Origin of the sequence: Hymenobacter chitinivorans DSM 11115, from assembly GCF_002797555.1 — a bacterium.
Classification (GTDB): Bacteria; Bacteroidota; Bacteroidia; order Cytophagales; family Hymenobacteraceae; genus Hymenobacter; species Hymenobacter chitinivorans.
In genome coordinates, this window is sequence record NZ_PGFA01000003.1 from 687,253 (window position 1) to 700,811 (window position 13,559).

The following is a 13,559-nucleotide window of genomic DNA, read 5'->3' on the forward strand; positions in this document are numbered from 1 at the left end:
CTTAGGCCAGCAACTGATTTTTTGAAACTGCCATGTGCGGAATTGTAGGTTTTTACGGCCCCGATGACGTTGCCCACGACATCGTATTCGGTTTGACGGCGCTCCAGCACCGCGGCCAGGACGCGGCCGGCATTGCCACCTTCGACGATAATTTTCACCTCTGCAAGGGCAACGGCCTGATTGCCGACGTTTTCAAGCCCAAGCAGCTCAAGAAGCTCAAGGGCAACATCGGCATCGGCCACGCCCGCTATACTACCCAGGGCTCCAACGATGCCGAGCTGGCCCAGCCGTTTACGACCAGCTACCCGTTTGGGCTGGCTATGGTGCACAACGGCAACGTCATCAACTTCCGCTCGGCCGCCAAGCGCCTGCACGAGAAGTACCACGTGCTGCCCAAGACCAACAACGACCTGGAGCTCATCATGTACACCTTCGCCTCGGAGCTGCGCCTGAAAGACCTCGACAACCTCTCGGTTATCGACATTTTCGACGCCGTGGAGACGACCCAGGAGCTGGTGAAGGGCGCCTACGCCACCATTACCGTCATTGCCGGCCACGGCCTGCTGGCCTTCAACGACCCGCTGGGCATCCGGCCGCTGGTGCTGGGCCGCCGCGAAACGGAGAAGGGTCCCATCTACGCCTTTGCCTCCGAAAGCACCTGCTTCGACTACCTGGGCTTCGAGTTCATCAAGAACGTGGGCCCGGGCCAGGCGGTGTTTATCGACAAGAACTACAAGGTGCACTACAAGAACCCGTACAGCCTGCCCAAGGCCTTCTGCGTGTTCGAGCACATCTACTTCGCCCGCGAGGATTCCACGATTCACGGCCGGCTGGTGGCCCGGGAACGGGTGCGCCTGGGCAAGATTCTGGCCCGCAAGGTTATCGAGTCGGGCATTCAGCCGGATATGGTGATTGACGTGCCGTCGTCGGGCTACTTCTCCGCCTCGGGGTTGGCCGAGGCCATCGGCGTGCCGTATCGGCGGGCCTTGGTCAAGAACAACCACATGGGCCGCTCCTTTATCGTGAGCAGCCAGGCCGGGCGCGAGGATATCGTCAAGAAGAAGCTCAACCCGATTCGGGAGTTTGTGGAAGGCAAGAAGATTGCCGTGGTTGATGACAGCATCGTGCGGGGTACTACCTCGCGGCGCATCGTGCGGATTCTGCGCGAGGCCGGGGCCAAGGAAGTCTACTTCATTTCGTCGGCCCCGCCCATCGTGTCGCCCTGCATCTACGGCATCGACATGGCCATGAGCACCGAGCTGATTGCGGCCAACTACACCGAGGAGGAAATCTGCCGCTACATCGAGGCCGACAAGGTGATTTACCAGTCCATCGAGGATTTGCAGGAGCTGTTTTCCGAGGACAAGGGCCACGGCGGCAACTGCTTTGCCTGCTTCACCGGCCAGTACCCCACCGGCGACGTGACCAAGTACCTGCGCCACATCCAGGAGGAGCGCCAGAGCCACCGCGGCGACAAGAAAAGCGCGGCTGCCGAGCCCGTGTCTTCGGTCAGTGCCAAAGCCCCCGAGCCGACGGAGCACTAACCCCACCCCAACCCCTCCCCTCCGGGAGAGGGGCTCTACTTTTAGTCTCTAGGTTTTAGTTTAAAACAGCCTTCTCAAACATCTTCGTCCGGCTCCCCTCTCCCGGAGGGGAGGGGCCGGGGGTGGGGTCTACCACATGAACAACACCATCAAAGAAACCGCCGGCTATTCCATCGAGGAAGGCAACGCTGCCTCCAAGAATGCCTACCACTGGGCGCAGAAAACCTTCTCGACCCGGGCGGGTAAGCCCGGCGAGCCGGCCCAGGACTTAGCAGGGGGCTTCTCCAACGAAATCCGCTTTGGTAGTGAGCGGCTGGGTATCGGCTCCGACGGCATCGGAACCAAGATTGAAGTGGCCGAGCGCCTGGACCGCTACGACACGCTGGGCTACGACCTGATTGCGATGGTAGCCGACGACCTGGTGGTGGCGGGCTTTATCCCAACCAACCTGTCGAACATCATCGACGTGAACACGCTCGACTACGCGGTGGTGGATGAGCTGATGCACGGCCTGCACGACGCGGCCCAGTTCAGCCAGATTGCCGTGACGGGCGGCGAAATTGCCGAGCTCGGCAACCGCATCGGGGGCTACCCGGGGGCCCGGATGAACTTCAACTGGTGCTCGACGGCGGTGGGCGTGCTGCACCCCAGCCTGGAGCGGCCTTTGAGCGGGGCCAACGTGCGGGCCGGGCAGGCCGTGGTGGCGCTTCGCTCGCCTTCGTTCCGCTCCAACGGGTACTCCCTGGCCCGCCGCGCCCTGACCAAAGCCTTCGGCGAAATGTGGCACCAAGCACCCTATTCCGGCCCCGACGCGGCCGAAATGGGCCAGACCTGGGGCGAGGTAATGCTGGCTCCCTCGCTCATCTTCGCGCCCGGCGTAGGGGCGGTGCTGGATGCGGGCCTGCCCCTGCACGCGGCGGCCCACATTACCGGCGGCGGTATTGCCGACAACTTCAAGCGGGTGTTGAAAAACGGTGTGGGAGCTGAATTGACCAACTTGTTTGAGCCCCTGCCCGCCATGCAGCAGCTGGCCGAGCTGGCCGGCATTACGCCCACGGAAGCCTACCTGTACTGGAACATGGGCAACGGCATGCTGCTCGTAACCGACGAAGCCCAGGCCGAAGCCGTCGCCGAAACCCTGCGCGGCAAAGGCTACCAGGCCCAGGTCGCCGGCCGCATCACGGCCGAGCCGGGCGTGCGCCTGAACGTTGGCGCGGGTGAGCTACGCTACGAAGCCTAGTAGCTACGCGCTGCCCGCCGGTAGGTACTCGCTGCCCGATGGTAGGTGGTAGCTGACTGACGGTAGTTGCTATCTGACCAGTGGTAGTTGATGTCTGTCACATGGTAGTTGCTATCTGTCACATGGTAGTTGCTATCTGTCCAGTGGTAGTTAATGGCTGGCGTAGGGTAGTTGCTATCTGTCCAGTGGTAGTTAATGGCTGGCGTAGGGTAGTTGATGCCTGACTAATGGTAGTTGCTATGTGGCGGGCGGTAGTTGATGCCTGACCGTTGGTAGGAGCTGTAGTAGCTTAGAAGACAAAGCCCTTACTCGTTGGCAACGGGTAAGGGCTTTGTGGTGAAAGGCTGGGTCGTACTGAGCGGAAGACGTGTCATGGCTTCAGCCTTTGGCTTCGCAATGACACGTCTGTTCATTTCTCACATTCCCTTCCAGTAGCCCATCAGCACAGGAAGCAGTAGCCCATTACTCTGCGGGCTCGATGTCGAAGCCGGCTTGGGCAACGGACTTCATGATGAGCTCGGGAATGGGGTTGTCGCCCTCCACGGTGAGGATTTTGTCGGAGCTATTGGTGTCGACCTGCCACTTCTCGACGCTGGCTTCGGCGTCGAGGAAGGGCGTAACGGCGCGCAGGCAGTTGGCGCAGTTGATGCTGGTTTTGAACTTCAGAGTAGGCATAACGCACGGAGTAAGGACCGAACAGGAAACGGGTAACTACCCTGGGTGTACGGAGCCAAAGCCGGAGCGGTGGTAAGACGGCTTCCGGCAACGCGGGCTTGGCCTAAAACGACGTGAAGGTGTAGGTGGTGTAGTAGGGGGCGCCGTCGAGGGGGCTCAGGCCGTTGTCCTGCTTGAATTTGAGGGTGGAGGCGGTGAGCTCCAGCAGCTCGTAGGTGCGCACCGAGCTGCCAATGACGGACAGCGTGTGGTTGGCCGCGTCGAGCTGCCACTGGGCCAGGTTGACTTGGGGCGCGGCAGCCTCACATTTGCTGGCGCCTTCGTCGATGCGCAGGGCGTGGTCGGGTGCGAATTGCCAGAAGTCGTCCAGGTCGCAGGCCGGGGATACGCTGTAATTGTCCACGTCGCGGCGGGCGTTGCCGGTGGCGTACACGAAGGTGGTAACGTTGGCACTCATGCGCCAATTTTTGGCCGTGAGCCACTGGATGTTTTCGGGCAGTTCCTCGTTTTTTTCGCAGGAGCTGAGGCCGGCCGCCAGGCCAAGCAGTACGGGTAGCAGGGAGGTGCGTTTCATAGCAACAGAAAAGGGGAGTGGAAAAATAGACAAGTCCGCCTCTGCTCGGCGGCGGGCAGGGGCCTGACCGGCGCCGGGCCCGGAAGGTTGCGTGGGCCGGTCCGAGTGGCGACTTTTACCGTATTTCACGGCCGAATACCCCCTGTCCTTCCTTCGCCGCTTTCTTCCGCTTGCCGCTATGACCACTCCCGAATTCTGGCAATTGCTGGATGCCTCCACCGCCGCCGCTACCGGCAACCAGTCTGCCCAGGCCGATTATTTGTCGGAACAACTGGCCGCCCTGGAGCCCGAGCAGATTATCGAGTTTGAGTGCCAGCTGCGCCAACATCTGCGCGAAGCCGACGACTTCAAGATAATGGCCGCCCTGAAAATCATGGATGGCTTCGTCTCCGACGATTCCTACCTGTACTTCCGCTGCTGGCTGGTGGGGCAGGGCGAGGCCGTGTTCCGCCAGGCCCTGCAAGACGCCGACACCCTGGCCCAGGTGGCTCAGGAGCCCTACCAGGAGTTTGAAAACCTGCTCTACGTGGCTACCGAGGCCTTCGGGCGGCGCACCGGGCAGCCAAAAGAAGATGAAACGTTTCCGCGCGCCGTAGCTTCCAGCCGGGGCCTCAGCTACGACTTTGGCGCCGAAACCACGGGCGAGGACTGGCGGGAAGAGCAACTGCCCAAGCTGCTGCCGCGGCTCTGGAAGAAGTTTAACTGAGGGAGCTCCAATACCGAGTTGTAGTAGCAGCACGGAGCGAATACAACGAGGCCCATGCTACGGATGCAGCGTGGGCCTCTTCATTGGCAATAAATGCTGGCCGGGTTACGCCGGGCGCTGGGGCCGTTTCTCCAGAATCAGGTTGGTGCGGAAGGTGTTCAGGCTTTCCTCCAGGCCCACGGGATACACGTGGGGGTTGAGGAAGCGCCGGATGCTGGGGTCGAGGCTGGCTACTTCGCGCTGGGCCTTTTCGCGGCTTTGCTGCAGCGTGGGTAGCTCGGCCACCAGCTTCCCCTGGCGGAATATGGGCTCCAGCAGCTCCCGGAACTGGGTGCTACGAATGGGCCGGCGGCGCGTGGGGTCCACGGGGTCCACGATGGTCAGCTCGGCGGGCAGGGGCTCGGCCATATTGTAGAGCATGTCGGCCCGGGGCTGGCCCTTCTCGGTTTCGTAGCGCCGCACCTGCAGAATGCCCGGAATGCTGGTTTTGGCCAGCTGCTCGGAGATTTTGACGGTGTATTCCCAGCCCGAGTCGTCGGCTTTGCGCAGGGCGGCCAGCTTATACACCCCGCCCAAAGCCGGCTGGTCGTAGGCTGTCACCAGCTTGGTGCCAATGCCCCAGGTATCAATCTGGGCACCCTGCTGCTTGAGGCTGACGATGAGGTTTTCGTCGAGGTCGTTGCTGGCCACGATGCGCGTTTTGGGAAAGCCGGCCTCGTTGAGCAGGGCCCGGGCTTCGCGGCTGAGGTAGGCCAAGTCGCCGGAGTCGAGGCGAATACCGCCCAGCTCGTGGCCTTTTTCGCGCAGGCGGCGCGCCACGCTGATGGCCCGGCGCACGCCTTCCAGCGTGTCGTAGGTATCAACGAGGAATACGGAGTCGTCGGGAAACGCCTCGGCGTAGGCTTCAAAAGCAGCTTCTTCCTCGGCAAACGACATGACCCAGCTGTGGGCGTGGGTGCCGCGCACCGGAATGCCGAAGCGCAGCCCGGCCAGCACGTTGGACGTCCCGTCGACGCCGCCCAGGTAAGCCGCCCGGCTGGCCCCGAGGCCGCCATCGAAGCCCTGGGCCCGGCGCAAGCCGAACTCCAGCACCTGGTCGTCGCCGGCGGCTTCGCGGATGCGGGCGGCCTTGGTGGCAATCAGGGTCTGGAAGTTGAGCAGCGTGAGCAGGGCCGTTTCCAGCAGCTGCACCTGCAGCAGCGGGCCCTTGATGCGCATCAGGGGCTCATTGGCAAACACCACGGTGCCCTCGGCAATGGCATCCACGTCGCAGCTGAAGCGCAGCTCCCGCAGGTAGTCCAGAAACTCGGAGGGGAACAGGGCCGCGCCTTTCGAGCCGCGCAGGCTGGCCAGGTAGGCCAGGTCGTCGGCCGAAAAGCGCAGGTTCTGGAGCCAGTCGGTGGCGTAGGCCAGGCCGGCGCACACGGCGTAGCCCCCGCTGAAGGGGGGCTTGCGGAAGTAAAGGTGAAAAACAGCTTCCCGATCCTGCAGGCCCTGCTTCCAGTAGCCGTAGCTCATTGTGAGCTGGTAGAGGTCGGTAACGAGGCTGAGCGACGACGAGTAAAGGCCGGAAAGTGGCGCATGTTCCTGAGAATGAGACATTGCAGACAGGGGTTGACGAGGCGAAATGTAAATACTCACAAGGGCATACGGCCGAAGTACCCACCCGGCCGGAGCCCAACCAAAGGGCTAAGCTCTGGGCAAAGGTGGATGAAAATATATAATACAACTATAATTGGATTATATGGAGTATAAGTTGTTACTTGAGCTTGATTTATTCCTGCTATTGGCTTCGCTATAGCTGATACCTGCTGCTCTGCTCCATTCAACACTTTTACCCTAAATGTATGCGTACATTATTACCCGCCGCGGCCCTGGCTGCGTTCCTGGGCAGCCTCAGTGCGCCGGCCCGGGCCCAGCAACATGCTGCCCTCCCCGTTAATACCATCGGCTCGGGCCCAGCCACAGCGGCCCGGGCGGCGGCCATAAGCAGCTGGACTAGTCTGGCGGCCATGCCCGAACGGCAGAGTAATGGGGGAGTGGCCGTGCTCAATGGTAAAATTTATGTCTTTGGCGGCTATCTGCGGACCATTACCAACCCTGGGGGCGACTTTACCAAGCAAGTACAGGTGTATGACATTGCCACCAACACTTGGAGTAAGGCGGCCGATATGCCCTTCCGTATAACCGCCAACGGCGGCGTGGCCAAAGATGGGTTACTGTATAATTTTTCAGGGAGTATAGTCGATAATGTGCCGCAGAGTCCCAGCACATCGTTGGTATACAACCCTGGCGCCAATACGTGGGCTACCAGCACCTTTGCCAACTATCCTTATTCCCAAGCAGGAACCCAGAGTACTACAAACGCGCGGGCCTGGATTGGCTTAGATGGTAAAATCTATGTCCACGAGCCGGAAAGAAGTGTTTTGGCTTTAGACCCCGTGGCCAACACCTGGGGGCAAGACATAACTCCGCCCAACATCGACTCGCGCTTTCAGGACCGGTATGCCATGGCTATGGTCATGGATGGCAGCGGCCAGATTCATGCCTTCGGGGGTGGGCAGAGCGGTACGGTACCCGGCGCTTACCAACAAGCCAATACCCGGCACGCAGTGTATACCCCCGCTACCGGCGTCTGGACCACGGCAGCGCCGTTGCCCGTTGCGAAGCTGGGCGCCTCGGCTGTGCTCGGTTCGGATGGTAACCTGTACGTCCTCGGGGGGGGAGCCAACTCGTCCAGTGCTACCAGCGACGTACAAATCTATAACCCGACTACCGGTACCTGGAGTACCGGTCCGGCGCTGCCCCAGAGTTTGATCTACGCCAACACGGTCACCCAGGGTAATGATATTTACATCGTTACGGCCACCGCTACCTACCGGGCCACGGTCACGGTAGCAGGTCTGAGTTGGACGGGTGCCGTGTCTTCGTCCTGGACGGATGCGGGCAACTGGTCGGGTGGGGTAGTACCCACGGCCAATGACGACGTGACCATCCCGGCCGGCCTGAGCCGTTACCCCAGCATCAGCACCAGCACGCCCACGGCCAAGCAGCTCACGCTGGCCAGTGGGGCCCAGCTCATCCTGGCTGATGGTGGCACGCTGAGTCTAACGGGCAACCTGGTTAACAACGGCACGTTCTCGGCGGCTGGTGCGGGTAGCTTGGCCTTTACCGGCTCCACGGCCCAGACGCTGGGCGGCACGGCTTCCACTACGCTGCAGAACCTGAACGTTGGAGCGGCGGGCGCCATTCTGGCCGGCCCAGTGACGGTGCAGCGCCAACTCACGCTCACGGGCAACCTGAGCACGACCGGTCAGCGCCTGGTGCTGGCTTCCTCCAACGCGGGTACGGCTTTGGTCGTCAACAGCGGTGGGGTGGTGAGCGGCCCGGTCACGGTGCAGCGCTACATCGACCCGGCGACTAACCCCGGCTTTGGCTACCGCCATTACTCTCCCGCCGTACTGGGCGCTACGCTGAATAACCTGAGCATGGCTACTACGCCCCAGGCCACCGTAGGCGTGGGGCCGCTGCAACTCAATGACAAGTACAATTCAGCCGCCGAGCCGAGCCTGGTCACGCCCTTTCCCACGGTGCTGGCCTACGACCAGAGCCGGGTGGGTACGGTAGCGGGGGCCTCCGGCTTCAACCAAGGGTGGGCCTCGCCCGTAGCCGCCAGCCAAGTTTTGGTCGGCGGCCAGGGCCTGACCATCAATGAGCCGGCGGGTATCCTCTTTGAAATAACGGGCCCTACCCTGACCTCCGGGGCCGTGGCCGTGGGCGGGCTGACGCGCAGCAGTGAGCCTGACGCCGGCTGGCAGCTAGTGGGCAACCCCTATCCGTCGCCGATTGACTGGAACCGCGTCAGCCGGACCAATCTGCAGGCTGCGGCCTACGTGTACCGGTCGCTGAGCCGCTACGAGGGTGGCTACACGGCCTACGTCAACGGGGTGGGCTCCAACATCATTGCCCAGGGCCAGGCCTTCTTCGTGCGCGTCAGCGCGCCGGGGGCCAGCGGCAGCCTCGCCTTTTCGGATGCCTCGCGCGAGACGAGCTACCAGGATCCAACGTATGCCCGCCCGGCGCAGGCGGAAACCCGGCCCTTGGTGCAGCTGATCCTGCAGCGCCAGGACCATTCGGATGCCGCCAGCCAGGACCAGTTCTACGTCTACGAGCAGGATGGAGCCACCATCGGCTTTGACGCGGACTACGACGCGGTGAAAGTGCAGCTCAACGGGGGCCAGCAGCCCAGCCTCTACCAGGTAGTAGGAGCCCAGGGCCTGGCTATTCAGGGTTTGCCCACGGGCCGCAGTGCCCAGCGCCTGAACCTGGGCGTGCACGTGGCCGCCGCGGGCAGCTACGTCTTTTCAGCGGCTCAGGTCCTGAACCAGCCAGCGGCCGAGCCCCTCTGGCTGGAAGACCAGCTGACCGGCACCTGGCACGACCTGCGCCAGGGCAGCTATGCCGTCAGCCTGAGTGCAGGGCTGAGCACGACGCGCTTTGTGCTGCACCTGCACCAGGCCCCGCTGCTCAGCAGCCAGAAGGCCAGTACCTGGGCTGGGGAGCTGCAGCTTTATCCCAATCCGGCTAGCTCCACGGCTCCGGTGACGGTGGTTGCCAGCGGCGTAGCGGGCAATAGTGCCGAGGTGGTCCTGCTCAACAGCGTGGGCCAACGCGTGCTGCAGCGGCACCTGGCCGTAGCCGGCAAAGAAGTGCGCGCACAACTAGCCGTATCGGGTTTGGCCCAAGGTATCTATACCGTGCAGGTGCGCAGCCAAGCCGGGGTGCTGACTCGTCAACTCGTCATTCAATAGTTTTTCATTCTAGTGCCAGCCATAAGCACTATACCTCGTTTACTACCTCTCATGACTACTCCGTTTCTTCGTCGCTTAGCTCTATGCGGGCTTTTGTTACTTGGTGTAAGCCAACTACCGGCGTTAGCCCAGGGCCCCGGCAACGGCGGTCCGCAGCCCGGCGCCACCACCGCACCCATTGACGGCGGGGCCAGCCTGCTGCTGGCAGGCGGCGTAGCCCTGGCCTTGCGCCGCCTGCGCCGCCGTTAAGCCGTCTGTCGTTAGTCTGCATCCGCCGCCCGTTGTGTCAGCACAGCGGGCGGCATTTGTGTGTTCGGGGCTGCCAATAGCTGTGGCCGCGCCGCCTGAGCGCTGTTGGAAAGCGGGCAAAAGTCTTTTCCACTTTCGAACAGCCTGTCCGTTTCCGGACAATGTTTTAGGGAGTGGTCTGAAGCTTAATGTGTATAAAATGTAGTGGTTCAATGGGTTGCGCAAATGGCACAGCCCTTGGCTAGTAGTACAGGAAACCACCACCTTCCTGCACGAAAATGGACAGAGCAATATCCCCCGCCACCCACTCGCGCCGTCGGCGCCGGCAGTGGCTCATCGGTACCGCCGCCGCGTTGCTGCTGGTAGCCGGCCTGCTGGCTTTTCGCTCGGTGCTGCAGCCCAGCATCGACCGAGCCCAGATCCTGACTACCACGGCCGAAACCGGGGACGTGGAAGCTTCCCTGACGGCGGCCGGCGTGATTATTCCGAGCCGGGAAGCCGTAATTACCAGCCCCATCCAGAGCACCATTCGCCGCGTGGCCGTGCAGGTGGGGGAGAAGGTGCAGCCGGGGCAGACCATCCTGGAGCTCGATAAGGAGCTGACCGCTACGGCCCTGGCCAAGCTGCAGGACGAGCAGCAGCAGAACCGCAACAAGAACGGCCAGTTGCAGCTCACCCTGGAAAAGGCCCTGAACGATTTGGAGTCGCAGGAGCAGGTGCAGCAGGTGAAAGTGCGCAGCCTGCAGTCGACCCTGCGCGACGAGCAGTACCTGCTCAAAGTGGGCGGCGGTACGGCCGAGAGCGTGCGGCAGGCCGAGCTGAACCTGAAAGTGGCTCAGCTGGAGCTGCAGCGCCTGGGCGAGCAAATTCGCAACCAGCGCGCCGCCAACGCCGCCGACCAGCGCGAGCTGGGCTTCACCATGCAGATTCAGGACCGCAGCATCACCGAGCTGGCCGGTAAGCTGGCCCAGGCCAACATCAGCAGCCAGCAGCCCGGCGTGCTGACCTGGGTCAACGAGGATATTGGCAGCACCGTCAACGAGGGCGACGCCCTGGCCCGGGTGGCCGATTTGAGCCGCTTCCGGGTGCGGGCCACCATTTCCGACACTTACGCCGACGCCCTGCATCTGGGCGACGCGGTAGTAATACGCGTGAACAACACTGATTTGCGCGGCACGGTCACCACCGTCAGCCCGGCCGTGGATAAGGGCGTGGTGACGTTCTACGCCAAGCTCACCGACGACCACAACCCGGTGCTGCGTTCCAACCTGCGTGCCGACGTCTTTGTAGTGACCCGGGCCCAGCACCAGGTGGTGCGCGTCAAGAACGGGCCGTTTTACCAGGGCGGTAAGGAGCAGCGTGTGTTTGTGCTGCACGATGGCAAAGCCACGCAGCGCACCGTGCGCTTCGGCGACAGCAACTTCGACTACGTGCAGGTGCTCAGCGGCCTGCAGCCCGGCGACGAAATCGTGCTCAGCGAGCTGAAGCAATACGAAGACACGCCCACAATTACCATCCACAACTAAGCCGCCGCGTGATGAAACCAACTCGTATGCGTCGTTTCTCTTTTTGGGCGGGCCTCAGTGCCTTGCTGCTGAGCGGGCCCGCGCTAGCCCAAGCGCCTGCCCCCCTGACCTTGCCCCAGGTGATTGAGCAGGCCCTGGCCCAGTCGTCGGTGGCCAAGCAGGCAGCTACCAACCGCGAAACCAGCTACTGGCAGTACCGCACCTACCTGTCCAACTACCGGCCCCAGCTGGCGTTGCAGGGTACGGTGCCCAACTTCGGTCGGGAAATAAAGCCCGTGACCCAGCCCGACGGCAGTACCGTGTACCGGGCCGTGAGTAGTGACTTTACCGACCTGGGCGTGACGCTGAGCCAGGCCATCGGTCCCACCGGCGGCCAGATTTACCTGAGCTCGGCCGTGCAGCGTATCGAGAACTTTTACCGCGACGAGCGAACCTACAACAACCAGCCTTTCGGCATTGGCCTGAGCCAGCCTATCGGGCGCTACAACAGCCTGCGCTGGGCCCGCAAGATTGAGCCTTTGCGTTATGAAGAGTCGGGTCGGCAGTATGTGGAAGAGCGCGAAAATATTGCCCAGCGTATCACGGAGCTGTATTTCGACGTGCTGCTGCAGCAGGTAAATGCCGACGTGGCTCGTCAGAACATGCGGGCCAACGAAGAGCTGCTGCGCCTGGGCAAGGAACGGTTCGGGCTCGGCCGCCTGTCCCAGAGCGACCTGCTGCTGCTGCAACTCAACCTGCTCAACTCCCGCAAAGCTCTGGGCCAGGCCCAACTCGACGCCCAGACGGCCGCCGTCAACTTACAGAGCTACACCGGTCTGGCCACGGAGGCCCTGCAGCTTACTATTCCGGAAGCCACGGCCAAGCTCATCGTGGCCCCCGACCAGGCCCTGGCCCAGGCCCGGCAAAACCGGCGCGAAACTCTGGCCTTCCGCCGCCGCCTGCTGCAGGCCGAAAGCGAGGTGGCCCAGGCCAAGGGTACCACGGGCCTGCAGGCCACATTGCTGGCTAACTTGGGCTACACCAACAGCGCCTCCAAGTTTTGGTCAACCTACAACAGCCCTCAGGACAAGCAGCAAGTGAGCCTGGCCTTTTCGATGCCGCTCGTGGACTGGGGCCGGCAGAAGTCCATCGTAAAAACCGCCGAGCTGACCCGCCAGCAGGTGCAGCAAACCGTGGCCCAGGAGCAAACTACCTTCGAGCAGAGCGTGCTGACCCAGGCCGCCCAGCTTGGCTCCCTGCGCGAGCAGCTGGAGCTTTCGGCCCAGGCCGATTCGCTGGCCCAGCAGCGCTACGCCATTGCCCGGGCCACCTACCAGGTCGGCCGCATCAGCCTCACGGATCTAAACATTGCCTTGACCGAGAAAGACCAGGCCAAGCGCGCCTACATTGCCGCCCTGCGTGCCTGCTGGGTGGCCCACTACCGCCTGCGCGCCCTCACCCTCTACGACTTCGCCCTGCAGCAGCCGCTTTACAGTGAAGTGGCGAAGTTGTGAGATAGTGAAATGGTGAAGTGGTGAGTTTGATGTTCAAATGGCGCGACTGGCGCATTCTTGTCTGCCCTTGTGAGGCGCAGCTGGGGCACTTCGTCCTCTGCGCAGTACGCCCCGCTCTTTTACCACAAAGCCCTTTCCCGTTGGTACGGGAAAGGGCTTCTTACTTTAGAGGGCGCAGCACATTTCAGCGGGTCGGTGGTTTGCGCCGCCTGTAATGCTGCTCCTTTTTCTAGGCGGCCAGTGCTTAGGCGGCTTTCTGGCCGGGAGCGGGCAGGTTGGTGTTCCAAATATCCTGGTGGAGCTTCCAGTGGCCCTGCTGCTCTTTCCAGACCACCAGGTACTTGCCCTCGTCCATGGTGCGGTGGTTACCGTCGAAGAGGGTGTAGGTGCCTAGCTCAATGGCCGTGTCTTCCAGCTCCTCAATGTCGCGGGTTTTGAGCTTGACCTGCTTGACGCCCATTTCCATGGCGCCCTGCCAGAAGGCCTGGATGCCGGGTAGGCCCTCAATGGGCGCCATACCGGTGGGCAGCAGCACGCCCGCCGAGGTGTAGAGGCGGGCAATGGCGGCCGCGTCGCCCTGTTCGAAGCTGGCTTCGAAGGAGTCGTTGGTGCGCCGGATTTCGTCGCGGATACTCGTGGCTGTGGTGGGCATGGGAAATGGGGTTAGGTCGGTGAAACACTACGGAGGGAGAAGATAAAACTTTTCGGGCTAATAAAAAGCTGAAGGTCAGTTGTCGGCCC

At 62.3% G+C, this 13,559-nt stretch carries 11 protein-coding genes; 7 read left to right on the forward strand and 4 right to left on the reverse strand.

Annotated elements, in window-relative coordinates; all coding sequences use genetic code 11:
• Positions 1–32 precede the first annotated feature (32 nt).
• Positions 33–1,544, forward strand: coding sequence for an amidophosphoribosyltransferase (gene purF, locus CLV45_RS19880; protein ID WP_100338217.1), 1,512 nt, complete (start codon positions 33–35; stop codon positions 1,542–1,544).
• A 136-nt stretch (positions 1,545–1,680) separates the two neighbouring features.
• The gene (locus CLV45_RS19885; protein ID WP_100338218.1) at positions 1,681–2,784 is read left to right on the forward strand and encodes an AIR synthase-related protein; all 1,104 of its coding nucleotides are present in this window, start codon (positions 1,681–1,683) and stop codon (positions 2,782–2,784) included.
• A gap of 462 nt (positions 2,785–3,246) precedes the next feature.
• Here the strand turns inward: CLV45_RS19885 and CLV45_RS19890 are convergent, their stop codons facing one another.
• Positions 3,247–3,459 (reverse strand): heavy-metal-associated domain-containing protein, encoded by a 213-nt coding sequence (locus CLV45_RS19890; RefSeq protein ID WP_100338219.1) that lies wholly within the window; start codon positions 3,457–3,459, stop codon positions 3,247–3,249.
• A gap of 103 nt (positions 3,460–3,562) precedes the next feature.
• Positions 3,563–4,033 carry a hypothetical protein gene (locus CLV45_RS19895; protein WP_100338220.1) on the reverse strand — a complete coding sequence of 157 codons (471 nt, stop codon included), beginning with the start codon at positions 4,031–4,033 and terminating at the stop codon, positions 3,563–3,565.
• A gap of 178 nt (positions 4,034–4,211) precedes the next feature.
• Between CLV45_RS19895 and CLV45_RS19900 the strand changes: the two genes are divergently transcribed.
• Complete coding sequence (locus CLV45_RS19900; RefSeq protein WP_100338221.1) at positions 4,212–4,739, forward strand: DUF4240 domain-containing protein; 528 nt, start codon at positions 4,212–4,214, stop codon at positions 4,737–4,739.
• Positions 4,740–4,844: 105 nt separating this feature from the next.
• Here CLV45_RS19900 and CLV45_RS19905 read toward each other — a convergent pair whose 3' ends face one another.
• Entirely contained in the window at positions 4,845–6,341 is a 1,497-nt protein-coding gene (locus tag CLV45_RS19905) for a nicotinate phosphoribosyltransferase (RefSeq protein WP_100338222.1), read from the reverse strand.
• A 245-nt stretch (positions 6,342–6,586) separates the two neighbouring features.
• Between CLV45_RS19905 and CLV45_RS19910 the strand changes: the two genes are divergently transcribed.
• From CLV45_RS19910 to CLV45_RS19920, 4 genes are all read left to right on the forward strand, one after another.
• Positions 6,587–9,550, forward strand: a complete 2,964-nt coding sequence (locus CLV45_RS19910; protein WP_100338223.1) for a kelch repeat-containing protein — start codon at positions 6,587–6,589, stop codon at positions 9,548–9,550.
• Positions 9,551–9,643: 93 nt separating this feature from the next.
• A complete protein-coding gene (locus CLV45_RS25175) occupies positions 9,644–9,799 on the forward strand; it encodes a PID-CTERM protein-sorting domain-containing protein (RefSeq protein ID WP_170061905.1) in 156 nt (51 codons plus the stop codon).
• Positions 9,800–10,077: 278 nt separating this feature from the next.
• Positions 10,078–11,325 (forward strand): efflux RND transporter periplasmic adaptor subunit, encoded by a 1,248-nt coding sequence (locus CLV45_RS19915; protein ID WP_100338224.1) that lies wholly within the window; start codon positions 10,078–10,080, stop codon positions 11,323–11,325.
• 26 nt (positions 11,326–11,351) lie between these two features.
• Positions 11,352–12,818, forward strand: coding sequence for a TolC family protein (locus CLV45_RS19920; protein WP_100338225.1), 1,467 nt, complete (start codon positions 11,352–11,354; stop codon positions 12,816–12,818).
• A 244-nt stretch (positions 12,819–13,062) separates the two neighbouring features.
• Here CLV45_RS19920 and CLV45_RS19925 read toward each other — a convergent pair whose 3' ends face one another.
• A complete protein-coding gene (locus CLV45_RS19925; RefSeq protein ID WP_100338226.1) occupies positions 13,063–13,470 on the reverse strand; it encodes a YybH family protein in 408 nt (135 codons plus the stop codon).
• Positions 13,471–13,559: the final 89 nt, after the last annotated feature.

Excerpts from the sequence above, each read along its gene's own strand:
- purF (WP_100338217.1), top strand. The coding sequence starts at position 33 with ATGTGCGGAATTGTAGGTTTTTACGGCCCCGATGACGTTGCCCACGAC.
- CLV45_RS19885 (WP_100338218.1), top strand. The coding sequence starts at position 1,681 with ATGAACAACACCATCAAAGAAACCGCCGGCTATTCCATCGAGGAAGGC.
- CLV45_RS19890 (WP_100338219.1), bottom strand. The coding sequence starts at position 3,459 with ATGCCTACTCTGAAGTTCAAAACCAGCATCAACTGCGCCAACTGCCTG.
- CLV45_RS19895 (WP_100338220.1), bottom strand. The coding sequence starts at position 4,033 with ATGAAACGCACCTCCCTGCTACCCGTACTGCTTGGCCTGGCGGCCGGC.
- CLV45_RS19900 (WP_100338221.1), top strand. The coding sequence starts at position 4,212 with ATGACCACTCCCGAATTCTGGCAATTGCTGGATGCCTCCACCGCCGCC.
- CLV45_RS19905 (WP_100338222.1), bottom strand. The coding sequence starts at position 6,341 with ATGTCTCATTCTCAGGAACATGCGCCACTTTCCGGCCTTTACTCGTCG.
- CLV45_RS19910 (WP_100338223.1), top strand. The coding sequence starts at position 6,587 with ATGCGTACATTATTACCCGCCGCGGCCCTGGCTGCGTTCCTGGGCAGC.
- CLV45_RS19915 (WP_100338224.1), top strand. The coding sequence starts at position 10,078 with ATGGACAGAGCAATATCCCCCGCCACCCACTCGCGCCGTCGGCGCCGG.
- CLV45_RS19920 (WP_100338225.1), top strand. The coding sequence starts at position 11,352 with ATGCGTCGTTTCTCTTTTTGGGCGGGCCTCAGTGCCTTGCTGCTGAGC.
- CLV45_RS19925 (WP_100338226.1), bottom strand. The coding sequence starts at position 13,470 with ATGCCCACCACAGCCACGAGTATCCGCGACGAAATCCGGCGCACCAAC.